This window comes from Bacillus clarus (genome assembly GCF_000746925.1).
GTDB lineage: Bacteria > Bacillota > Bacilli > Bacillales > Bacillaceae_G > Bacillus_A > Bacillus_A clarus.
Genome location: NZ_JMQC01000008.1, coordinates 4,678,335 through 4,701,538, shown reverse-complemented (window position 1 = coordinate 4,701,538; position 23,204 = coordinate 4,678,335). Strand labels below are relative to the sequence as shown.

Genomic DNA, 23,204 nt, shown 5'->3' with positions numbered 1-23,204 from the left:
TTATTTCTTTTTAAAGAGCGCAGCCCAGAGAAAAGGTTCTCCAAATACTTCATTTGGTTGTTCTATTTGCTTCATCTTTCTCAATTCAACTACTTCAAAATCATAAAATATCTCTTTTAACTTTTCTTCTGAGTAAGCAAGACCTCCTTTTAAACTCCACTCTCTATATACATCCCAGTCCGTTATTTCTGATCCATTTCTCTCATCTAATTCCCCTGCTGCAAAACATGTTAATCCGAAATACCCACCTGATTTTAATGAATTTTTGATTAAATCTACATATTTCATTCTTCGATGCGGCGGGATATGATGTAGGCAACCAGAATCATATACAAAGTCAAATTCATTTTGAACATCTAAATTAAAAATCGATTCGCAAATAAAGCGAATATCTACTCCTTGTTCCTGCGCCCTCTCTTTGCCCCAATTAATTCCTTCTAAAGACAAATCTACTGCTGTTACATCAAATCCTTGTGTCGCTAAATAGACTGCATTTCTCCCTGGACCACAGCCAAGTTCTAATACTTTTTCTTTTGAAATCAATTTTTTTTGCAAGTATGAAACTAAGTTTTCATCTGGAACATTCGCAAAAAACGGTACATCTTTCTCTCTATTAGCGTAAAATTCATTCCAAAATGGTACTGCAGGTCTTCATAATGAATCAAGCATTTCTAAAATATCTTCTTGCTTATGTAAAGTTTCATTTCTCATTAAAAACCCTCCTTAAATACTCTGAAAACTATTATAACTCATTCTTTCTATTTAATTTAGCGTATTTGAAGGAAAACTGAAGGAGCTAGCTTATCGATTCTATTACCAATATTCTCTTCGTTACAATCGCTATTACAATCATTATGAGACTTACATACAACATAGGTAATACAACTTATTTTTCCTTCACTTCGTTTAGAAGAGATGATTTTCTCGGATAAAATAATAAAAAAAGCCGCTTCCTCTTCTACAGGAAAACGACTTTCTATATTAAAATATATTTGATTCAGCTATTAACGACCTCGTCTTTGCTGACCTTGCTTTACACTACTTTTCTTTTTACTTGGCTTTTGAAATGATCGTTGTTTGTCATTTCTCGATCCTTCACGATTATCTCTTTGACGATATTGACCTGTTTTCTTTGGCTTTTGAAATTGCTTTTTTTGCGGTTTTTCATTTGTATCTTGTTTTTTAATCATAGGTTGTTCTATTTCTTGTCTTTGCAGAGGCCCGCCAATTGCTTTTTCAATCTCTTCTAAATATCTTTCATCCTTCGGTGCCACGAATGTAATCGCAAGACCTGATCCGCCAGCACGTCCCGTACGACCAATTCGGTGGATATAGCTTTCTACATCTTCTGGAATATCATAATTAAATACATGAGTTACACCGTCTACATCAAGCCCGCGAGCCGCTACATCAGTTGCAATTAAGTACTGAATTTTCGCATCACGGAAACTTTTCATTACTCTTTCACGTTTTCCTTGTGATAAATCACCGTGAAGTTCATCGCAGTTATAACCGTATCCTTTTAAATCATCATATAACTTACTTGCTCTACGCTTTGTGCGGCAGAAAATAACTGCTAAAAATGGCTGGTCGCGATCCATTACAAAACGAAGCGCATCTTGTTTCGCACGATCTGTCGTTTCAATTACACGCTGCTTAATTGTATCTACCGTTACTTCTTCACTTTGTACATGAATCATTTGTGGTTCTTTCATATAACGCTTCGCCAATTTTTTAATGTCTTTTGGCATCGTCGCTGAGAATAACATTGTTTGTTTGCTATCAGGTGTCGCTTCTAAAATATCTTCTATATCATATAAGAAACCGAAATGAAGCATTTGATCAGCTTCATCCAACACAAGCATAGAAAGATTTGCTAATTCAATTGTTTCACGGCGCAAATGATCTAATAAACGTCCTGGCGTCGCTACAACAATATGTGTATTTCCTTTTAACTTTCTCATTTGCTGTGCTACATCTTGTCCGCCGTAAATCGCAAGAACATGAATATCTTCTCTATGAACAAGCATTTTTTCAATTTCAGTTGTAATTTGTAATGCTAATTCCCTTGTTGGCGCAACAATTAAAGCTTGAACATCACTAGACTCTGGATTGATTTTCTCTAAAATTGGTAAGACGAATGCAAGTGTCTTACCTGTTCCCGTTTTCGCTTGGCCAATTATATCTTTCCCTGACATAACAACCGGTATCGCCTTCTCTTGAATTGGCGTAGCTTCAGCAATTCCATTTTCACGTAGTGTATGATTAAATGTTTCACTAATTCCTAATTCTAAAAAATTCTTCAAACAGATCACTTCTTTTCCTTATTTTTCACATTAAGCTTTCATTGTACCATTTGTTTCGCCAAATATGAAAAATAAAAAAATTTTTATCTTCTCTTTTTATACTCGCTTCGTATAAGGTGTACTAGTTCTTTTTGTTTTTTCTCTGAATTTAGTAAGGATGCCCTATTAGAAGATGACAAAATTCGCTTAACTTCGCAATTTCCCCCTCCTATATGCTCTCTTTTTAAACATATGAAAAAACGTCCTAATATTATTTCTTGCTTTTTTCATTTTTTATCCAATTACTCCTCCTTAATGAATATAAGCCACTCACTTTAACAACTAAATATTTATACATATGTAACGCAAACATACGGAAACATAACAATAGGATGATTAAAATGACGAAAAAATTACTACTAGCCTTTTGCCTTTCCATCGTACTATCTATTCCATCCAATCAAATTGTTACAGCTACATCTCAAACAGATGTTATACGTAAATTTAAATATGCTTTAATACAGAATGACGAAAAATTAGTGAAGTCTTATGTAACGAAAGGAGTCGCAATCCCTATATTCAAAGAGAATAAGCAAATCTTCAAAATGATAGAAGTCCCATCCCAAAAACAGGATACAAAGGTACTTATCGCTTATTTCAAAGAAAAACATAGTGAATATAAAATTGCTTTCATTTTAGAAGTAGTATCAAAAAACAGCAAAATATCTCATATTAAAACAGTCTTGAAGCTTTTTTATTAAACGGTTATTTAGAAATCGATAACAACAGCAGTGAACGTTCTATTAAACCGTTTGTAATCGGGAGAAAAAATTGGATGTTCTCAAATACACCGCGCGCAAGGTACTAGAGGAAGTGCCATCATGTATAGTGTGGTTGAAACCGCAAAAAAGAATAATCTAAGTCCCTATCATTATCTTCGTTATTTGTTTGAAACGCTTCCCAACATCGATTTAAACAATAAAGAGGAAATTGATAAAGTCTTGCCGTGGTCAATGGATTTACCATCTAGTTGCAGAGTACCGAAAAAAAGTGACGCAAATAAAAAATAACTCCAAAATCAACTTTTATTGTATATTTTGGAGTTACTTTACGTTTATTCTATAATTGTTTCTAAAGTTAAATCTGTATAGGAATTATCCTCATCTATATTCAAGATTACTTCACATTGACGTAATCTCAATTCAAAGAGCGTTATAGGATCATGATAAACTTCAGGGTTTGATTTCATTTTATGCAGTGTATCTTGTTTTTCTTTTATTTCTAAATGAGTGTTTTCTACAACTTGTCCCAACGCGCCAAATGGATTTCTAAAGAACATATTAATATCCCGCTCTTGTGTGTTTTCAAATAGCTCAAATTGCAAGAAAAACTTCTTCATAATAGCAGCCGTTACATCGGTATAATCTTCATTTTCTAAATACTGTTTGTATTTGTTATATAGCATAGCTTTATTTTTAGGAAGAACTCCAAATAATTTACCGGCACTTTTCAGTAAAAATTGTGCTGGTGTAAATCGGCGTAAAATATTTACTTCTTCCATTTGTATTCTAGTTGTCATTCTATCAGTATCTCTGCGCCAGTCATCAAGCACTTTAAAGTCACATTCTAACTGTATTCGACTTTCTCCAAATAAAGAATTAAGTCCTTCACTGATTTCTTCTAAGTACGATTGACTTTGAAGGAACTCGTTGTTAGAAGTTGCTATCCAATTTTGCATAGAGCGAGCAAGATTAGGTAATACAGTTTGTTCTAGATATTGTTGCACTCTTTCATTCATCGCTGTATTTAACTCAATATCAATGTGACCAAAATCGATTTCTTCACTAATTAAATCGGAACAACTCTGCAATAGTTTCGGAATATGTTCTGTAAGATCATTAGTAATTTCGTTTTTCATTGTACGATATGATTCTGTAATTAAATGAATTTTTTCCTTCTCAAAAGCAGTAAGGTTATTAATACAACCATTTAGTTTAACTAACATATCTTCATTCCAATTAATAGAGTCCACTAGATTGTTTTCCCTCTCGACGCGTTTATCCAAAAGATATGTAATTGTTTTTCGAATGAAAAACAATAGCTTTTCAGTACGTTCTGCATCGATATTTTTATGGTTAAAGTTATAATGAATAAACTCAGTTAAATCGTTTAGTTGTTTACTATTTGTATATAACGAAGAATAAGGGAAAATTCTTGCATTAGGGAAATATGTGTTTATTCTCACTTGCGTATCTTGTATAACTCTTTTTGCTTCTGCTTCATTGTAAATGTTATCGATTTTATTTAATAAGAAATGAACTTGTAGATTTGGTGTATGTTCTTGAATACTTAATAGAATGTCACGTTCTTTGTCAGTAAAAGGTGAATCCGCATTCAATACGAATAATAATTCATCTACAGAGTTTAAATATTCGAATACCTCATCTCTCGTGTCGTTGTTCCTATTAAAGCTAGGTGTAACAACGAATGTAAGTTTGTTTTCACTTAAAAATCTGCATGGTAATTTAAATTCAACACATGCTCTATCTCTATATGTTTGACGGTGTAGAGACATCATGTTATGGAAATCAGAGAAATTCTCAGTTGTTGTAATTTCTGAATCCGTTATAGCGTTAATTTCTGTATAAGCGTCATTTTTAAAAACAACTACATTTGAGATTGAGTTTTCTAATATATTTTCTCCTAAAATAGAGTTAATAAATGAAGCTTTTCCATTTCCTGAAGTTCCAGTTACTAAAAGGCGATTTGTTCTTAAATCTGCAAGCTCGCCAACCAACCAACTAAATCGGTGACCCATTTCTAAATCGTGTTTTTGTGCCCATTGTGTAATAGATTCAAAAAGATGTAAACTATACTCTAAGCCATTCACATGATTAATAGAATATGACAGTAGGTTTTCCGCATGTTTTATATCCGCTGAATCTATTTTGGAAGGAAAAATCTCATCCCATGCCAATACTGCTGCAGATGGAAATACAGCATGAGATGGATTGGCTACCTTTAACCAATTTGTTAACAGATTTGGAATGATATCGTGTAATTGTCTAAGCATATATTGACCTTGAATTAATTCAAAGTACGTTTCTTCGTAAAGAGAAGAAATTTTGTCCCATATATCGGACGAATGTATTTCAATATGTAAGAAAAATTCATTTATTGTTTTAAGCCATAATAAGTAATTTTGTTCATCTTTATAGCTGTTCCAAAGTGATGAAACCATTTGCGTAAATTGTACTTGATCTACATTATTTAATGTAACTAATACTTTATAAAAATAGTCTGGTGAAATATTTTTAGTAAACCCTTTATCGATATATTCTTTTAGAACCTCAAACCACGGATAAGATTCTGTTCGAATTAACTCGTTCACAGCAAGCTCTACTGCACTGTCAAAATCTTGCTGTTCTTCATAAAAGGAACGTGCAATTGTTGTGACGTTTGGATAATCGGGATTTAAAGAAACCGCTTCTTTAATAACAGCGAAAGCTGAATCAAGATTATTTTGCTCGATGTAAAGAGACAGTAATTGCAGTATAATTTCGGTCATAAGTATTTTGTTATCTGTAGTAATAGAGGTATAAACATTTTCAGCAACTGATAATTGGTTAAGTTCGAAGTAAGCATCCGCAATATTTTTTTGTGCCCATGGTGCTAATTCATTACTGACTTTCTCCCATTTAAAAATAGCTGATTCAAAATCTTGATGGTGATAATAATATTCACCTTGTGCAAAACGAATATAAGATCCATCGGAAGTCTCATTTTTTTGTTCATTTAAATAAGCATCTCCAAGTACTTGAAGAGGTGTATGTGTTTCATTCTCCATTAGGAATGTTTCATAATACATCTTTTTTATAAATTGTTTTTCTAATCTCATTTTTTCCCCCACTATATCTTGAAGAATACATTTTTCTCCATGTGTCAACACTTTTTTGTATTTATGCTTTTTATATTAACAAAGAATTTCTTTTGGAAAATTTCATTTTTCTTTCATTTTTTAAGTAAGATTGAATTTTAATGAGAATAGTTTCAGTTTTTTTTCAATCTCCTTTCAGTTGTGAAACAACATTAGATGTTCCTAATAACTTAATGCGAATATAATATGCTGCATTACGTTGTAACATTTCATGTAGAGTTCGTTATAAAAACAATGGATAGTGAATATATATGCTATGCTTGCTTCGTTGATAGAGAGGGGACAATGTGGAATAACGATAACTTTTATATATTAAAAACCAAAACTAAAGCATTGTATAGATCCGACTTTGATTTAGCATAGGAGCTTATATTTCAGAAAGATGGTTTTCAATATAGAATTGCAATTGATAACAAACAACACCTAAAAAGAAAATACACAGTTAATGATTTGATTCAAATCATTAACTGTGTATTAAAAAATCAAATATTTACGTTTCTCCAAACAATTATAAAATAAGTTTTCCTCCGTGATAACAATAGTAACTTTCAGCTTTAATGTTTTTTATCTTTTTTAAAGACTGTTTTGCTTTTTCAATGTTTAAACAATAGTGCGGATTAGCAATAACTAATTCCTCATTCTCATGAACTGCCGCATCACCAGTAATTACACTGTTTAAACTTGGAAAGTACAATGAAATATGGCCCGAAGTATGCCCAGGTGTTGCGACTATTCTACATTCATTATTTAAAATCATTTGACCATCCTGTACCTTTTCATCAATTAATACATGTTGCAAACTTTTTAATTGACATACAAACCATTTACCGAATTCTATTTCTTCATTCGACATATTTTCTAACAGTTTTTCTGCTTGAACTAATCTCTCTGATTTTATTTCGCCACTAATGTAGTTTGATTCAATTTCACTAGCAATAATATTAATTTGAGGATACTTTACTTTGAAATCGTATAAAGAACCTATATGATCATCATCATAGTGAGTGATAATAACATTCTTTAAGTCTTTCATTTCATATCCATGTTTTAAAATTTCATTTTCAATTAAAGGTAAAAAATTTGTATATCCCGTATCAACTAAAGTTAATTCATTATTTAATTCAATTAGACTAGGATAAATACAATGCTTTTGCCCATTAAATTCAAATTCAATTGGTAGTTCCGTTATCTTCATTCTTCTTCCCCCATATCGTCTGTTTATGAAATATTTAATAATATCCGAAAAATCTACATACATTTATTATAGATGATATAGAAAAGATTATATATCATCTTAGTGTCCCGCTAACTCCTCTAATTTCCAACAATTTTATTATTTATGAGTAATGTTCTCTTTCTTTCTACAAATGCACCATAAAAACAATGATGAAATAGATTATTTCCTCACGTCTTTGTCTATCCTTTTAAAAAATCTATGTTTTTGTAAAAGGAGTGTTCATATGGAGAAACAGACACTTTGGAAGAAATTCAAAAAAAGTTCAGCAACTATAGGTAAATCTAGCGTGTACGAAAGTATTATTTTATATTACATCTTAAAAAAGAAAGGATTGCCTACTAAAGCTAAAATAATCATATTAGCTGCTTTATCCTATTACGTATGGTCAATTGATTTCATTCCAGATATAGCAGCGATTATTGGAATTGGGTTATTAGATGATGTGATAGCCATCGCTTTGGCTCACAAATATGTCAGGCTACATGCAGATGCAGAAATTAGGGAAAAGGGAAAAATAAAGATGGAATCATTATTTGCTTCGGCGCATGCATAACTAATAAAAAGACGGTCATTTATGGTCTTATCCCTGTCAAGTAGACAGTATTAAAAAAGACTAAGCAGCCATTGAGAGTCGATATTCTATCGGAGCTCGATGGTTGAGTCGTTTTTGAAACCGTTTATAGTTATAAAAATAAATATATTCCTCAATTGCTTGTATTAAATCTGTTTCTGTTTTAAAATGATGCAAATACAACATCTCCGATTTTAAATGGGAGAAAAATGACTCGATACAGGCGTTATCATGACAGTTTGCTTTGCGAGAGTGGCTGCCAATGATACCTAAATCTAAAAGTCGTTTGTTGTAGGCATGAGATGTGTACTGGAACCCTTGATCTGAATGGAGAATAGTTCCACGCACATCTCTTTTTTGCGCCAACATTTCAATTGTATCTAATACAAGTTCATTATCATTGCGCTTAGAAATTTTCCAAGAAACAACTTCGTTATTATAAAGATCTTGTACGACAGAAAGATAACGGAACCCCTCTTGGAATCGTAGATAGGTAATATCGGTAACGAGCGCTTCATTTTGTTGGCGGTTTTTAAATTTACGGTTTAAAACATTTGGAAAGGTATTGGAGTACTCTCCTTTAAAGAAGCGTCGCTTCTTTCGAATAATAGATTGCATGTTGAGTTCACTCATTAAGCGATAGACCTTTTTGTGATTCACAAAATAACCCTCTTCTTGTAAAGCAATTTTCATACGTGGATAGCCATATTCCTTGTGCTTTAAGTGGATAGATTTTATTACCTTTTTTAATTGTTGATCCGATTCTAGTCGCATGTTTTTAACCAATTTCGTATGAATCCACTTATAGTAGCTTGACCGATGTATACCTGCAAATTTAGTAAGCCATATAATTGGATATTTCCTTTTTAATGATTCAATGATCCGATATCTCTCTTTATATTTTAGTACGCCTCCATTTACAGATTTGGATATTGCTTTTTTAAATATTCAACCTGTGCCTTATAGTAATCCCGCTCCTCTTCAACAGTGTTGAAATGAACACGTTTCCCTTTTAAAGGATTTGGAATACCTTTCATTCCATTATTCTTCCCACGTGTATCTTTAATTTCACCGCATTCTTTATATTTTTTTACCCAATTTTTCAGTTGGGTAGGGCTCTTAATCTGATATTTTTCCGTTATCATATCGTAGCTTCCTTCTCCATTTAAATAACTTTGAACAGCTGATAACTTTAATTCTTCTGAATATGCATTGAATGTTGAACCTTTTTTAGCCATGAAAAATCCCCTCCAAGTAATAGTGTAACATCCATGTATGTACATGGTCTTTTTACACTGTCTACCTAAAGGGGATAATATCATTTAACCGTCTTTTTTCATTATATAAGTACTTGATTCACATTTATCGGTAAACAATTCAACATCCTCTTCATTTCACGCTCTTTATAATGATTTAAGCATGCAATTTGAATCCAATTATTTTCTTGTAAATAAGATGACTTATAATGAACAATGTATCCTTGCAATGCTAATGCATCCCCTACTTTGTTAGAAAAGATCCCTCGATTTAATTGAATAGTAAGAATAATAGGTTCGGCATGCTCTTTAGGTGAAACAAGTTTTAGTCCCATATTTGTAATGGCCTCTTCAAGAAAGCATATGTTCCATTTATTTTTACAAATGCACTTTCATCTTCGAATCTTTTCAGCGCTTCTTGCAATGCATAAATTAAATTCCATGAATGAGAATATGAAAGACTACCATTCTCTTCGTACATTCCAATGTCCATATACGCAGGTATTTCTTCATTTGCCTTTACAGTGTGATTATGAAAGACGAAAGATAGTCCTGTATATGATTTAATTGCTTTACCGCTAACGCCACTTGCAAAATATATATCCTCTAGGTAAATTGGTATCGCTCCAATTGAACTTATGCAATCAATGCATACTTTAATTTGAAACTTTTTACTAATTCTAAGTAGTTCTTCTAAATTATTTAACATACCAGTTGATGTTTCATGGTGAACAAACCAAAGCCATTCATAATTTTCGGTTTCCATTATTTTTTCCAATTCAGTATATACAAACGGCTCTCCCATATTAATTCCAAAAACATAAGTGGAGATTACAACCCCACTTATGGAAATTCCACTTTATTCTCGATTTACATATAAAATAAGTATAATAATAAGTAAACTTAATATAGTCGCTACAATAGAGTAAGAATAGAAAATCATACAAATTGGTAAACATGCAATTGTAATTAATCCTGGCTTAGTAAATCCTTTAAATATGAAATAAAATATAATAAAAACACATAGAAGAGTAAGCGCTATTAAATAATCAAATGCTATTAATCCTCCAATAAATGTTGATATGCCCTTTCCACCTTTACCTTTAAACAAGATCGGGTAAATATGTCCGATTATAACAGCCAATAAAGATAACATTACAAATATGGAATTTTCAAAAAGGTATTTTGCAATGTAAACTACTATCGCTCCTTTAATTGCATCACCGAAAAATGTAGCAATGAAATACCATTTTCCATATACTCGCCCCATATTTCTCGCCCCAGGATTTCCACTTCCAGCATCTCGAATATCTATCTTGTGCCTCCATTTTGTAAGAATATAAGCTGTCAATATATTTCCGAATAAATACGATACTACTACATACAAAAACTGCATACTGTTAATCATGTAATCATTCACTTTCTAAATGGGGATATTTATACAACATTCAAATCTTCCATATATTGTACTTTTCCTAATCTATATCCCATTTTATATTTTAACATCATATTTTTACAAATAATACAAAAATTATCACTTGAATATTGATATACTTAAAGCGCAAAATATTTCTCCCTCATTAAAAAATAAGTTCCTTTTACTGCTATGTCTGATCCTGTTACAAATTGAACTTCCCCCATACTTTCCTCACAACACTTCTTAAATTCAGCATATATTTCAGGAGCTGAACGAAGTATGCCACCATTTACTGCAATTGAAGTAGGTAAGTTAAATGCCATTTTATTATAAACATCAGCTGTAATTCTCGCTAATTCCTTTCCAGCTCGCATCATAATTTCAAGTGCGTCATCATTACCATTTCTCGCTTCTTTTATAACAAATGGAGCAATTGATGCAACCGTATCTTTTGAGGAAGTATATACAAGACTTTTTATATGGGATGGAGTAAAAATATGAAACTGCTTTTGAATAGACTGGCTCAATAGACAAGGTGAAACTCCTTGATCAAATTGTAACGCCATTTTCTTTAAAGCTTGTAAAGCAATCCAATAACCACTTCCCTCATCTCCTAAAATGTGTCCCCAGCCACCGCTATACTCGTATACTTCTCCCTTTTTCCCTATACAAACTGTACCTGTACCAGCTATCGTTAAAATACCATCCTTACCTTTTAATCCAGCTGCATGCGCAATCATTGCATCATCATAAATTTCAATTTGTGTTCCGTACCTCTTTACGAATCGCGATTTTAATTCATTTTTATCTACCCCGCTAATACCTGCTAATCCTAAACAAATACAAACACAATGCTCCTTATAAAAGTTTTTCTGACATTGATCGATTGCTTCCATAATATGCGCTAGCGCTTTCTCATAATCTATCAATACATTTCCGAAATGACTTTTACTCCTCGCTAGCTCTTTTCCATTTTGATCAAAAGCAATCGCCTCAGTTTTTGTTCCACCACCATCTACTCCAATCATATATTTCATTTTCTCTCTCCTATTTTTATTTTCTAATTGGTGGGAAAGTCACATTCCCTAAAATGACTGATTCCCTAGCTCCAGTAGCACTCGGCACATTGCTTGGATTACGATGATACGTTTCATTTGCTAAAATAGCAAATGCGATCGCTTCTTTTGCCGCAGATGAATATCCTAAATCTTCCTGAATACATACTGTACACTGTTCTTCTTTCAAACCTTCTCGTATCATTTCGACCAGTGTTTCATTATAACTGCCGCCTCCGCCAAGAATAACCTCATCAATTTCATAAAAAGGGAAAATAAATTCTTTATACTGGTGAACAATTGTATTTGCTGTAAACATTGTTACAGTCGTTAATATATTCTCCTTACTATGTTGTTTAAATCGATTTAACAATTCCTTCACGAACTCTTTTCCAAACTGTTCTCTACCTGTTGATTTTGGCGGGGACATTTTTAAAAATGGATGATCCATGCAGTACGTAAGAATTTCTTCTACTATTTCTCCATTTTTTGCTATCTCTCCATTTTTATCATAAGGTCGATTAAACAATTGGTAACACACTTCATCAATTATCATGTTCCCTGGTCCTGTATCAAATGCAATTACGTTTTTTTCACATCGTTTATTCGGTATGACTGTTACATTTCCGATTCCACCAATATTTTGTAAGAGGCGACTTTTAGTATGATGCCGATATAAAATAAGTTCTGAATACGGAACAAGTGGTGCTCCTTGACCTCCAGCAGCCATATCCATCGTTCGAAAATTAGAGATAACTGTCGTGTCTGTTTCATACGCTATCACGGCTGGCTCTCCAATTTGCAATGTCGAGGAGATCATATTTCCATCTTGATGAGGCTGATGGTAAATCGTTTGTCCGTGGGAACCTATTAATTCCAACTGTTCTAACAGAAAATTAGCCTCTTTACAAACTTCTTTCACCGCATTCGCAAAACACATACCAAGTTTAAAATTCAAACTACAAATAAGTTGAACGTTTGAAGCATCAATTGATGACACTTGTTTTATTTCGTTTTTTATATCTTCATAGATTGGAACAGTAACAAAGTGAATAAGTTCTATCTTAGAATCCTCACCACTTCCTTCTATATGAACAAGCGCTACATCTATTCCGTCTAACGATGTACCAGACATTACACCTGCAATATACATAGCATGACCTCCAAAATTCTTTAAAAAACAATAATGTAAGTAAATAAAGTGCATCCTGCTAAAAATAATACAAATCTAATAAACAACTGTGCTTTTGATGCATATGTACCATCAATAAAAGAAACGACAATCGTAAGTAAAACGCTTGCCGAAAGACTTGTTACGAACCATATACTATGCAATTGTGATAGTTTTAACATTCCTAGCAAAGGTACAAAAAGTAAATTCGCACAAATCACTCCAAATAATAGTAAAAATACACCTTTATAACTAAATTTTATATCCATTTCTTTTCACCTTCTCCCATTTCTATATGAAAGAAGTGATAGACGAATTGTCTATCACTTATAAATCACTGTATGAATCTTAAGTATTCACAGAGTCCCCATCACCATTCTTCTCAATCTCAAGCATATTTTTATCGTACATTTTAAAGAATGGAAGATAAATAAGGAACGATATTGTTATATTTATAAAAACTAATACAATCGCTCGCCAGTCCCCACCTGTTGCTAAATATGCGCCAATTGGAGCTGGCAGTGTCCACGGTGGCATAATATGTGTCGGCGTAACAAATCCCATTGCAGTTGCTGAGTAAGCTACAGTTGCTGTTACTAGTGGTGTAATGATAAATGGGATAATTAAAATTGGATTTAGTACAATCGGCAATCCGAAAATAACAGGTTCATTGATATTAAAAATACCAGGCACAATACAAGTTCTTGATAATGCTTTCGAATATTTTGATCGACCAAATACAATCATAGCTAACACAAGTCCTAATGTCGCGCCGGAACCACCGATCCATATAAACCATTGATATAACGGTTCGGGTGAAATAAATGGTAAATGATTTGCTCCACTCGCTACTGCTTCACCATTTTTCCCTAAATATACCTCCCATAATGGCCGAGCAACAGTTCCTACAACCGATACACCATGTATGCCAAAAGACCAGAAAAATGTTATTAAAAATACCGGTATGATTACTCCAAAGTAACTATCACCAGCTTTTACTAACGGTGCAGCTAGTTTATCAACAACCTGATGTAAATCAATGCTAAAAACGACAGTAACAAGACTCATGATCATAATAACGAAAGCAGCAGGTATAAGTGCTTCAAACGAACGTGATACTGACGGTGGTACTTGCTCTGGCATTTTTATCATTACATTTTTTGTCTTACAAAATCTTAAAATCTCTACAGACAAAATAGACACAATCATCGTGACGAATAATCCATGTCCCCCAAGGTTTGTCATTGGAAGCATAAATCCTTTTTTATCAATTAATTCAGGTGTTAATGTTAAAAGTAGTGAACATACCGCAAGCTGTGCTCCAGATAATGCATCTAACTTATAACTTTTCGCTAAATTGTATCCTATACCAAATGCTATATATAACGACATAATAAACATCGTTAACCGATATGGTATTAAAATACTCGCTTGATGTTTTGCTGCCCAAAGTGAAATGAAACTATCTTTCGGAAGTGGCGGAAATGCTACAATTAAAAAGAAGCTCCCTACAATGATAAATGGTAATGCTGAAATAACCCCATCACGAATGGCTTGTAAATGCCTTTGCTCAGAAAGCCTTGCCATCGGTCCAGATAAGTTATTCTCAAGAAACGAGACAAACTTATTCATAACACTACCTCCTAACGAATTAATTCATTTACAGCTTTTAATAAAGTTGGTCCACCGAGCGGCGTATACGCTTGTGGCGGAATGATACCGCACGGAACAGATTCCTGCTCTGCAATTTTTTTAACAGAATCAAAACGATGTCTTACTTGAGGTGCAACCATTACAACATCCCAACCATTTTTGACTTCATCTTCAACCTCATTTGTTCCAATCGCATGCACTTCCATATTAATCCCTTTTTTCTCCGCTTCCTTTTTTAAAGCGTTTACAACAATTGCACTGGACATTCCTCCAGAACAAACGAATAAGACTTTCATTTTATAATCCTCCTATTCATGTAAAGTAATTTCCATCCTCTTTCATGAATTGTCAAACCAACAATGATTTGTTCTGCATACATATCAAGAAATGCGTTTAAGCTTTGCATGTATTCCTCTTCCGTATGCCACTGCATCTTCTTAAATGCTGCTGGATTTACATTCTCGTACTTCCCCATCCATACTTAAATAATAATGACGAATCGGACGTAAATTTTCATCTAATTATTCATACACAAAGGGAAGTTTCACGTTACTAACAAGCATATGAAGTTAATCAACAGTTTAGTTATGATGAAAGTAAATTTCAGCAAAAATATTTTTTCTATTAAATAAAAGTTTCAATATGGAATTTTCTCAATTGTAGCTGTCCTATTCACATGATATAGTAGTTTAGATAATAGAATTAAAGGGAGGCGTATAGATGTTCTTTAAAAGGTTGTTAATGATTTGCTGCAGTGTCATCTTGTTTATTCCTTTCTCTTTTATTACCTCTCATCCTACTTATGCCGAAGTACCTACTACGTATCAAAAACACGAATTACGTGCTGCATGGATTGCATCTGTACTTAATATTGATTGGCCCTCAAAAACTGGCTTACCTATCGAAAAACAAAAACAAGAATTTACGAAACTATTAGATGATGTAAAAAACACCGGTCTGAATGCAGTTGTTGTACAAATTAAACCAACTGCCGATGCTTTTTATCCCTCCAAATATGGTCCTTGGTCTGAATACCTGACAGGTACACAAGGCAAAGATCCTGGCTACGATCCACTCGCATTTATGATTGAAGAAGCACATAAAAGAAATCTAGAGTTCCACGCATGGATTAACCCCTACCGAATAACGATGAATCATACTGATATAAACCGATTAGCAGAAAATCATCCTGCAAGAAAACACCCCGATTGGGTCATACGTTATGGTGGAAAATTATATTACAACCCAGGTATTCCAGAAGTGAAAAATTTTATAATGGAAGGCACATTAGAAGTTGTTCAAAATTATGATATTGACGCTCTGCACATGGACGATTATTTCTATCCTTATAAAGTAGCTGGTGAAGAATTTCCTGATCAAAAAACATATGAAACATATAACAACGGTAAATTTTCGAATATTGAAGATTGGCGACGTGACAATGTAAGTCAGCTTGTAAAAGGTTTAAACGATGCAATTAAACAAGAAAAATCATATGTGAAGTTTGGTATTAGTCCCTTTGGCGTATGGAGAAATATTGCTGACGATCCAACTGGGTCAAACACAACCGCAGGACAAAGAAATTATGACGACCTATACGCCGACACAAGAGAATGGATACAAAAAGGATACATTGACTATATTACTCCTCAAATATATTGGAATATTGGATTCATCCCTGCCGCATATGACATACTATTAGATTGGTGGGTAAAAGAAACTGAAAACAAACCAACTCACCTATATATCGGACAAGCCACCTACAAAATTAACAATAATTCCGTTCCTGCATGGTCCAATCCTGAAGAATACCCTAGACAAATTGCATTAAATCATCAATATTCTCAAATAAAAGGCAGCATGCATTTTAGCTTAAAAGATATTAATAACAATCCTCTAGGAATTAAAGATAGACTCACTAAAGACATATATAAACACCCTGCTTTAATCCCTCCTATGCCTTGGCTTGATAATGATCCGCCAAAACAACCTGCTTTAAAAGGTGCTATTCCAAGAGACGAAGGTGTTACTTTAGGTATTATTGATGATAGAGAAAATGACTCTGCTTATTACGCCATCTACCGAGTGAATGGAAAAAATGAAGTTGATATACAAAATCCAAAGCATTTACTTACTACTGTGAGAAAAACAAAACCTGGGGAAATTTATGTAGATAAAACAGCTATATCTGGTGAGACATATACGTATGTGGTGACTGCAGTGGATCGATTGCATAATGAGAGTGTTCCTTCTGGCAACACTACTATTAAAGCAAAATAAAATTAAAATCCCTCATTTTAAAAGTGGGGGATTTTATTTTATATGAAACTATTACTTTCTCAATTCACTATATTGAATATGAATTCTATTTTCTGGGTTTTTATCAACTGCATATAATACAAATAGGAAAAACCACTCTAACGGCTTCATTAAAATATAAATGAAATCTGCCGACCACTTTGTATTAATATGTTTACTAATTGGATAACCATATTTATCGTAAAAATTTCTAATTATTTTATGACATCTTGGTAGCCGTTCCTCAATTACATTTTCGAAAGCGTTCGCAATTAATAATTGCCGATTTACTGTAATTCTATCTCCATGTCTAATTCCTGCTCGTAATGGCTTAACAATTTTTTTATGCCCTTTGACAGAGACAGTACATAAGCAGTGCCCATCTCCAGAAAGAATTTGAGGACTTGGGGCAGGAATCTTAGAATAATTAAAGCTACTCGTTTCCATAAACACTCTTATAAAGCTATCTGGCTTTTGACCAAAAAGTATTAAAATAAATATGATGTGTTAGCAAAAATCACAATATAATATTCTATATTTTACCATTATCCAACCTTTATATATAGAATTTTCTCATTTTTCAATTCACAAAAAGTTTTCATATCACCCATAGCATACCTTTCAAAATCAAATATGTTCACAAAAAAACGCCTCAAAGCCGAAATACTCGGCTTTTAAGGCGGTCTCTTCTATTTGTTCTTAAACTTCTCCTTCGCAGCTCTCATCTTCACATTTAAATCATGATCAATGGAGTCACGAATATCACGTTCTACTGCTTCCATTTCTTTTTGGAAGTTTTGCAAGTAGATTTTTAATTCCTCTTCTTTTTCAGGACGTTGTGATGGTGGTAATTGCACCACTAACGATAACATCGCTGTTAAGTCTTTCATTAAGAACGTTTCCAATTTATGCTGTTGTTCAAACATGCGTTGTTCTTGATAGTACGGAAGTGCATTTAATACTGAAATTGTAATATCATCAACTGTTCTTTGTAATGAAGGATTGATGGATCGTTTGTACGCTTGAATTGTATTTAATGCATCGGGATAACGATCATAAAAATACAATTTATAAAACGATAAGTCTGTCGGTTTAGCTGATTGTTGTGATTCTTGTCTTAAGAAATCTTTCACTTTCATTGCTGCTACATCGACATCTTCGTTTGTAACTTTTTTCGTCGTTTTTGCCATAGCGTGTACTTTTTTCTGTTTATCTTTCGGTAACATCGAGAAAACCTGCTCTCTCGTATGCTGACCCGCTGCACAGAAAAGTGTATTCAATGTTTTTTGCTCCTTATTCCCCTCTGTACGAATCCATCGATAAAAGAGTGGATGTTGTGTGAACTCTTGCAAAAATGGCGTTGATTTATTCGATAACTTTTCAAGTGATTCATGGGCCCTGTTATATGGCTTCGCCCATGATAAATAAAATTTCCGTCCGAAATACACAAGCAGGACAACAATCGTAAATCCTACTAAAAGTAACGTTCCGACTAATATTAAAGCTAACTTAATGAAACCCATTTTTTCACCTCCTCTAGTGACCTGTTATTTCTTTGGACGCTGAATGAGCTTCTGCTTCATTTCATCATTAAATGTATCAAGTTCAATCACAAATTTCTTACTAGACTCTATAATGCGTTCTGAAGATTTCTCAGATGCTTCAATAGCAGCAAATACATTTTGGAATGATTCGCGCAATTTATCCATACTAATTGCAGGATTTTCAAGCAACTTAGTTGTTTCTTCTGTATTTTGTTTTAATGCTTGAGAATTACTTAATACCATTGACTCAATCGCTTCATTCGTTGCATTCACTGCATCAATCGTTTTACGTTGGTTCGTTAGCGCTAATTGAATTGCAGCTGAGACCGTTACGACATTTTGTGTCATTGTAATAGCATTACGAATCGCCTCCGTTAGCTTCTCATTATTTTTCTTAATAATGTCTACAGATGCGATAGATTGTAATAATACACTTTTTGCTTGCTGCATATTACGAGTACGCACAAGTATTTTTTCTAATGCATCATTAATTAGTGGGATATCCCTTTGACGATCTGGATTTTGTTTTTCTGCTTCAAGCATTCCAGCAAGTTTTTTTCCTAAGTATACTTGTTTATCAAGAGCATGAATTTTGTCGTGCGATTGTTCTTTTAACATTTCTAGACCAACCGTATCCTCTTGTAAGTTGTCGCGACCGATAAGTAGTGATCTTATAATTTCTTCGATTTGTTTATCTATGGATTGATATTTATGCACATACGTTTCAAGCGGGTTTTTCTTGAAAACTTTAAACATAAATTTCTTCATACCTGATGCTTTTAATGAATTCGGATCAAGTTCTGATACAACTTTTCGTAATTCTAACAATGTATTTGGAATTTCTTCATTCTTTCCATTCATCATCGCTGTTACAGGGCGCTTCAATGCCGATAACGTTTGTCCTGCAGCTTGCTGTTCTTTATCTCCTAAATCTCCAAGTTGTGACAACACTTTCGATAAATCTGTATTTTGCTCGCTGTTTAATTTTTGTACATAAAGATCAGCTTCTTTATTCAGTTCTTCAAGTTCTGCATCTTTTATAACTGTATCAACTACTACTTCTACATTATTGTCTTTCACAATCGATACAGGTTCTTTTTTCTCTAATTCAGTCAACAAAATCGCTCCTTTATTTATATGTGCGAAATTATTTGCACTATATTTCATCTAACATATCGTATTCAACATGAATTACACTTGTTTGAAATTGACTTTCAAGAAATACCTGCCTATGCAGTCATTCCCTGTTTCTTATCATAAGTATACCTGCTCTCGGCATTATTTTCCTCAGACTTAAGACCTAGAAGGCAACATGCTGAAGACGGATTCTTCACGTATCACACACTTTATTACTTATGAATTCTGATTTTAATTTCATTTTGTCTACTTTTCCATTTGGTTTCTTCGGCAATTGTGACAACACTGTCCAAATTTTAGGCTGTTTATATGCGATTAATTTCCGACGACACTCTTGCTGAATATTTAATAAAGTCTGCCAAGGCTCTTTTACAATAACTGCGCGGATTACTTCTCCTCGTTTCTCATCTTTTTCAGAGAACACTACCGCTTCCGTAACACCAGTAAGACTCATTAATACATCTTCTATCTCACTAGCATATACAAAACTGCCTCCCACTTTAAAAACATCACGGTCACGGCCGACGAGAACAATTTTCCCATCTTCTCTTTGAAAGCCGATATCATGCGATGTTACCCAATCTTCTATAAATGTAGCTTTCGTTTGTTCCTCATTGTCAATATAGCCCTCAAAAGCCTGACCTGATCGGACGAAAAGTTTTCCAAAGGTTGTTCGGTTCGTTTCTACTCGTTCATTTCTTTCATTAAAAAATGCAATTTCCACATCTGGAAACGTTACTCCTACCGTTTCAGGAGCATGCTTTGCATCTGTAGGTGTTAACAATGAAGCATAGCCCATTTCTGATGATCCATAATATTCATATAACGCTGATTTAGGAAAGCATTCCTCAAACTTTTGTCTTTGCACTGGTAATAACTTTGTGCCAACTGAAATAATGCATTTCGGAATCATTTCTTTTACTGTTTGCTTCTGCCTTGCATAGCGAATTAAAGGATCTATTAATGCTGGCGTAATAGAGACAGCATTTCCTTGTGCTTTAAAAAACGCTTCTGGTGTAAACTTAGACAATATTATTACCTCAGAACCAGTAGCTAAAGCATGTAATGCTGGATATAACTGTGCTGAATATGAGAAATGTAGCGGAACTACTACACGCTCATTTTCTGTGAGTGAAAAAGCCTCACTCCATCCTTTAAAGCTACAAGTCCATGACTTCTGGCTTTTAACAAAGCCTTTAGGTGTACCGGTTGAACCTGATGTATACCCAAAGAAATATAGATCCTCAGCTTTCTGTACATGTCTATATGGAAATTGAATGTCACTATGTTCAATTGTTTGACATATAGTCTCTTTAGGTGTGATAATCCAATTAGGTTTCGTTCTCTTTATACTTGATTCCCATTCACTCTCTGTAACATCTGGATGAACTGGCACTATAATTCCACCAACTTCTGAAATTGCAAGTGCATCTCGAATCCATTCCATACAATTCTCTAGTTTAATAATGAAAACATGTCCTAACTTTGCACCATTTTGTATAAATTCTGATGCACGCGTTGAAACACATTCTGCCAATTCTTTATAAGTCCATCTATAAGATTTGTCAGAAAGCGAAAATCGGTTAGGGTACTTGTCTGCTTGTTCATAGAAATAAGAATGTATTCGCATAGTAAATCTCCTTCTGTGTTATAACTTATTCTTTTTATTCTTTCGCGCTACAAATGCTCCCTTTTGAAAAGCTAATAATACTGTTTCAAATGTATCGTCTTCTTCAATCATTTGAATAAATGCCGCTAGCTCTTCTTCATGTGAAGTTGCATTATCAATTATAAGCACTCCGTTTGGCTTTAATATGCGTTTTATATTTTCCCACCACCACATATATTGTGTACGTTCTGAATCTAGGAAAATAAAATCAAATGAACGATCTACTTGTGCTTCTAGAAATACTCCTGCTTCTTGGTTATGAATATCAATTCGATGTCTAAGGTTAGCTTGTTCAAAATTTGCAAGTGCGAATCCAACCCGTTCTGAGGAAAGTTCAACAGTCGTAACACTTCCATTCGTTTCTTCCACTGCATTTGCTAGCCATAACGTTGAATATCCATTTGAAGTCCCAATTTCTAAAATATTTTTCGCATTACATCCCTTAACGAATATAGATAAAAATTGTCCCATCTCACGAGAAATATTTCGTAATCTTTCTTCTCGTTTTTCTTTTTTTCGATCATGCTCTTCCCCATATCTTTCAAGCTGTAACAACAGTGACTCTATAGATTTCATTCCATTCATCGCCTTTCCAACAATATGATGAGAAAGTTGATTATGTTCGTCTACTTTTCATTATATGCGAAATGAAAGCCTTTTTCCTGTTATCAGACAAAGATTTTAATTTTTTTGTGGCATATTGTTTCATTTTTTGGTAAAGTTAATTTCTACGTGTAATTATTTCATTCACATTATTTTACAATCAGATTGCAATTATAAAATAATCTATACCCCATTTAAATGAATCGGTATTTTCAAGTCAAACAAGCGCCCTTTTCGGACGCATTTTCTTTTGTTTATAACTATATATGTAAGAAAGGATGCTTAAATATGAACGTGATTAATTTAGATGCTGCTAGAAGACGTAAACAGCACAAAAAACTAATGATAACTATACCGATTATTAAACGTATTTATGAGGAAAACGGGGAAATTAAATTTGAGGTAGCTGGCGAAAAAGATGTACCTCTTGAAATGTTAGAAAAATAAATGATACTCAACTAAAATAAAGACGCATTTCTGCTGAAATGCGTCTTTATTTTATATACTCTTGTTTAGATGATTAAGTTTTTCTGGATTAACCATCATATAAATGTTTGAAATCTTCTCATCATGAAATGCGAAAGAAAGTACATAAGCAGCATAATTATTTATTTTAACAATAACACCTGGTAGGCCATTTACCATTTTAAATTCAATAGCGTACTCGGCTGGTAGCCTTTTAGCAATACCAAAAAATAATCGTACAATTCTATCTGCAGTGTAAATTGGATTAATAGCAGTTGTAACTTTCCCACCACCATCTGCTTTGAATATTGCATCCGTTTTTAACAATTGTAACATCGCTTGCACGTCTCCTCGCTGCAAAGATGAAACGAATTGTTCTACATACGAAGCCATTTGCTTTGTACTTAATTTGGAGGTTTTCGGTTTATCTACTATACTTTTTCTTGCGCGTTGAAAAATTTTCCGGCAATTTACACTGCTCTTATTAACAATTGCAGCAATTTCATCATAGTCGTAATCAAAAACTTCTCTTAATATAAACACCGCTCGTTCTACTTCAGATAATTGCTGTAAAAGTAAAAGGTATGCCGTTGAAAGAGATTCTTTCATTACATATGTCATCGATGGATCATCACTTTCTTCTACTAATGGCTCTGGTAACCACATCCCAACATATACATTACGCTTATGAGCCGCTGAACGTAATTTATCGATTGAACGATTTGTCACCATTTTACATAAATACGCTTTTATATGATCAACAGACTCGACATCATCTAATTGATTTAATGAAAGGAATGCGTCATGCACAATATCTTCCGCATCCATAACACTCCCAAGCATTCGATATGCTAAAGAAAATAATAATGGTTTATATAAATGATATAATTGCTCCGTTTCCACTCT

The 23,204-nt window shown here is 33.5% G+C and carries 20 protein-coding genes and 5 pseudogenes; 6 read left to right on the top strand and 19 right to left on the bottom strand.

Going from position 1 to position 23,204, the window contains the following annotated elements:
• Both DJ93_RS24965 and DJ93_RS24960 read right to left on the bottom strand, forming a co-directional pair.
• Nucleotides 1-711 (bottom strand): annotated as a pseudogene (locus tag DJ93_RS24965) (class I SAM-dependent methyltransferase).
• 293 nt (nt 712-1,004) lie between these two features.
• Complete coding sequence (locus tag DJ93_RS24960) at nt 1,005-2,315, bottom strand: DEAD/DEAH box helicase (protein ID WP_042983758.1); 1,311 nt, start codon at nt 2,313-2,315, stop codon at nt 1,005-1,007.
• Between the two features lie 371 nt (nt 2,316-2,686).
• Between DJ93_RS24960 and DJ93_RS24955 the strand changes: the two genes are divergently transcribed.
• Nucleotides 2,687-3,046, top strand: coding sequence for a hypothetical protein (locus DJ93_RS24955; RefSeq protein ID WP_052109633.1), 360 nt, complete (start codon nt 2,687-2,689; stop codon nt 3,044-3,046).
• Nucleotides 3,028-3,355: pseudogene (locus DJ93_RS32440) on the top strand (IS66 family transposase); the annotation flags it as partial. The gene DJ93_RS24955 and the pseudogene DJ93_RS32440, both read left to right, overlap by 19 nt.
• Nucleotides 3,356-3,399: 44 nt before the next feature.
• Here the strand turns inward: DJ93_RS32440 and DJ93_RS24945 are convergent.
• Complete coding sequence (locus tag DJ93_RS24945) at nt 3,400-6,183, bottom strand: dynamin family protein (protein ID WP_042983756.1); 2,784 nt, start codon at nt 6,181-6,183, stop codon at nt 3,400-3,402.
• A 342-nt stretch (nt 6,184-6,525) separates the two neighbouring features.
• Here DJ93_RS24945 and DJ93_RS34025 point away from each other — a divergent pair.
• Nucleotides 6,526-6,741, top strand: a pseudogene (locus DJ93_RS34025) (hypothetical protein); the annotation flags it as partial.
• On the opposite strand, the gene DJ93_RS24940 reads toward DJ93_RS34025, so the two are convergent.
• On the bottom strand, nt 6,731-7,417 hold the full coding sequence (locus DJ93_RS24940) for an MBL fold metallo-hydrolase (protein WP_042983755.1): 687 nt from the start codon (nt 7,415-7,417) through the stop codon (nt 6,731-6,733). The pseudogene DJ93_RS34025 and the gene DJ93_RS24940 sit on opposite strands and share 11 nt — an antisense overlap.
• Nucleotides 7,418-7,682: 265 nt before the next feature.
• Between DJ93_RS24940 and DJ93_RS24935 the strand changes: the two genes are divergently transcribed.
• Nucleotides 7,683-8,012: a YkvA family protein gene (locus tag DJ93_RS24935; RefSeq protein WP_042983754.1), complete on the top strand. Its 330-nt coding sequence runs from the start codon at nt 7,683-7,685 to the stop codon at nt 8,010-8,012.
• 60 nt (nt 8,013-8,072) lie between these two features.
• Here DJ93_RS24935 and DJ93_RS32435 read toward each other — a convergent pair.
• The 9 genes and pseudogenes from DJ93_RS32435 to DJ93_RS34905 form a co-directional block, all read right to left on the bottom strand.
• Nucleotides 8,073-9,268, bottom strand: a protein-coding gene (locus DJ93_RS32435) for an IS3 family transposase (RefSeq protein ID WP_117288021.1) whose coding sequence is annotated in 2 segments (ribosomal slippage) — nt 8,073-8,962 and nt 8,962-9,268 — 1,197 coding nt in all. Because the reading frame shifts where the segments join, the coding sequence is not laid out codon by codon here.
• A gap of 101 nt (nt 9,269-9,369) precedes the next feature.
• Nucleotides 9,370-10,091: pseudogene (locus tag DJ93_RS24920) on the bottom strand (aminotransferase class V-fold PLP-dependent enzyme); the annotation flags it as partial.
• A gap of 54 nt (nt 10,092-10,145) precedes the next feature.
• Nucleotides 10,146-10,694 (bottom strand): glycerol-3-phosphate 1-O-acyltransferase PlsY, encoded by a 549-nt coding sequence (plsY, locus tag DJ93_RS24915; protein ID WP_042983753.1) that lies wholly within the window; start codon nt 10,692-10,694, stop codon nt 10,146-10,148.
• A 146-nt stretch (nt 10,695-10,840) separates the two neighbouring features.
• Nucleotides 10,841-11,740, bottom strand: a complete 900-nt coding sequence (locus tag DJ93_RS24910; protein WP_042983752.1) for a BadF/BadG/BcrA/BcrD ATPase family protein — start codon at nt 11,738-11,740, stop codon at nt 10,841-10,843.
• A 16-nt stretch (nt 11,741-11,756) separates the two neighbouring features.
• Entirely contained in the window at nt 11,757-12,911 is a 1,155-nt protein-coding gene (gene anmK, locus DJ93_RS24905; protein ID WP_042983751.1) for an anhydro-N-acetylmuramic acid kinase AnmK, read from the bottom strand.
• Between the two features lie 20 nt (nt 12,912-12,931).
• Nucleotides 12,932-13,198 (bottom strand): hypothetical protein, encoded by a 267-nt coding sequence (locus DJ93_RS24900; RefSeq protein WP_042983750.1) that lies wholly within the window; start codon nt 13,196-13,198, stop codon nt 12,932-12,934.
• A 79-nt stretch (nt 13,199-13,277) separates the two neighbouring features.
• Nucleotides 13,278-14,561, bottom strand: a complete 1,284-nt coding sequence (locus DJ93_RS24895; RefSeq protein WP_042983749.1) for a PTS sugar transporter subunit IIC — start codon at nt 14,559-14,561, stop codon at nt 13,278-13,280.
• Between the two features lie 11 nt (nt 14,562-14,572).
• Nucleotides 14,573-14,878, bottom strand: a complete 306-nt coding sequence (locus DJ93_RS24890; protein WP_042983748.1) for a PTS sugar transporter subunit IIB — start codon at nt 14,876-14,878, stop codon at nt 14,573-14,575.
• A complete protein-coding gene (locus DJ93_RS34905) occupies nt 14,875-15,057 on the bottom strand; it encodes a hypothetical protein (RefSeq protein ID WP_374937201.1) in 183 nt (60 codons plus the stop codon). The genes DJ93_RS24890 and DJ93_RS34905 overlap by 4 nt, the downstream gene beginning before the upstream one ends.
• Before the next feature lie 245 nt (nt 15,058-15,302).
• Here DJ93_RS34905 and DJ93_RS24885 point away from each other — a divergent pair, with 245 nt between their 5' ends.
• Nucleotides 15,303-16,862, top strand: a complete 1,560-nt coding sequence (locus DJ93_RS24885; protein WP_042983747.1) for a glycoside hydrolase family 10-like protein — start codon at nt 15,303-15,305, stop codon at nt 16,860-16,862.
• Between the two features lie 51 nt (nt 16,863-16,913).
• Here the strand turns inward: DJ93_RS24885 and DJ93_RS24880 are convergent.
• The 5 genes and pseudogenes from DJ93_RS24880 to DJ93_RS24860 form a co-directional block, all read right to left on the bottom strand.
• A pseudogene (locus DJ93_RS24880) lies at nt 16,914-17,378 on the bottom strand (DUF6688 domain-containing protein); the annotation flags it as partial.
• Nucleotides 17,379-17,569: 191 nt separating this feature from the next.
• Entirely contained in the window at nt 17,570-18,403 is an 834-nt protein-coding gene (locus DJ93_RS24875) for a DUF3974 domain-containing protein (RefSeq protein WP_042983746.1), read from the bottom strand.
• 24 nt (nt 18,404-18,427) lie between these two features.
• A complete protein-coding gene (locus DJ93_RS24870) occupies nt 18,428-19,540 on the bottom strand; it encodes a toxic anion resistance protein (RefSeq protein WP_042983745.1) in 1,113 nt (370 codons plus the stop codon).
• A 214-nt stretch (nt 19,541-19,754) separates the two neighbouring features.
• Nucleotides 19,755-21,191, bottom strand: a complete 1,437-nt coding sequence (locus DJ93_RS24865) for a class I adenylate-forming enzyme family protein (protein ID WP_042983744.1) — start codon at nt 21,189-21,191, stop codon at nt 19,755-19,757.
• 18 nt (nt 21,192-21,209) lie between these two features.
• Nucleotides 21,210-21,806, bottom strand: coding sequence for an O-methyltransferase (locus DJ93_RS24860; RefSeq protein WP_374937200.1), 597 nt, complete (start codon nt 21,804-21,806; stop codon nt 21,210-21,212).
• Between the two features lie 315 nt (nt 21,807-22,121).
• Between DJ93_RS24860 and DJ93_RS33375 the strand changes: the two genes are divergently transcribed.
• The gene (locus DJ93_RS33375; protein WP_042983742.1) at nt 22,122-22,280 is read left to right on the top strand and encodes a hypothetical protein; all 159 of its coding nucleotides are present in this window, start codon (nt 22,122-22,124) and stop codon (nt 22,278-22,280) included.
• Between the two features lie 51 nt (nt 22,281-22,331).
• Here DJ93_RS33375 and DJ93_RS24850 read toward each other — a convergent pair whose 3' ends face one another.
• On the bottom strand, nt 22,332-23,201 hold the full coding sequence (locus tag DJ93_RS24850; RefSeq protein ID WP_042984363.1) for a sigma-70 family RNA polymerase sigma factor: 870 nt from the start codon (nt 23,199-23,201) through the stop codon (nt 22,332-22,334).
• Between the last annotated feature and the right edge of the window lie 3 nt (nt 23,202-23,204).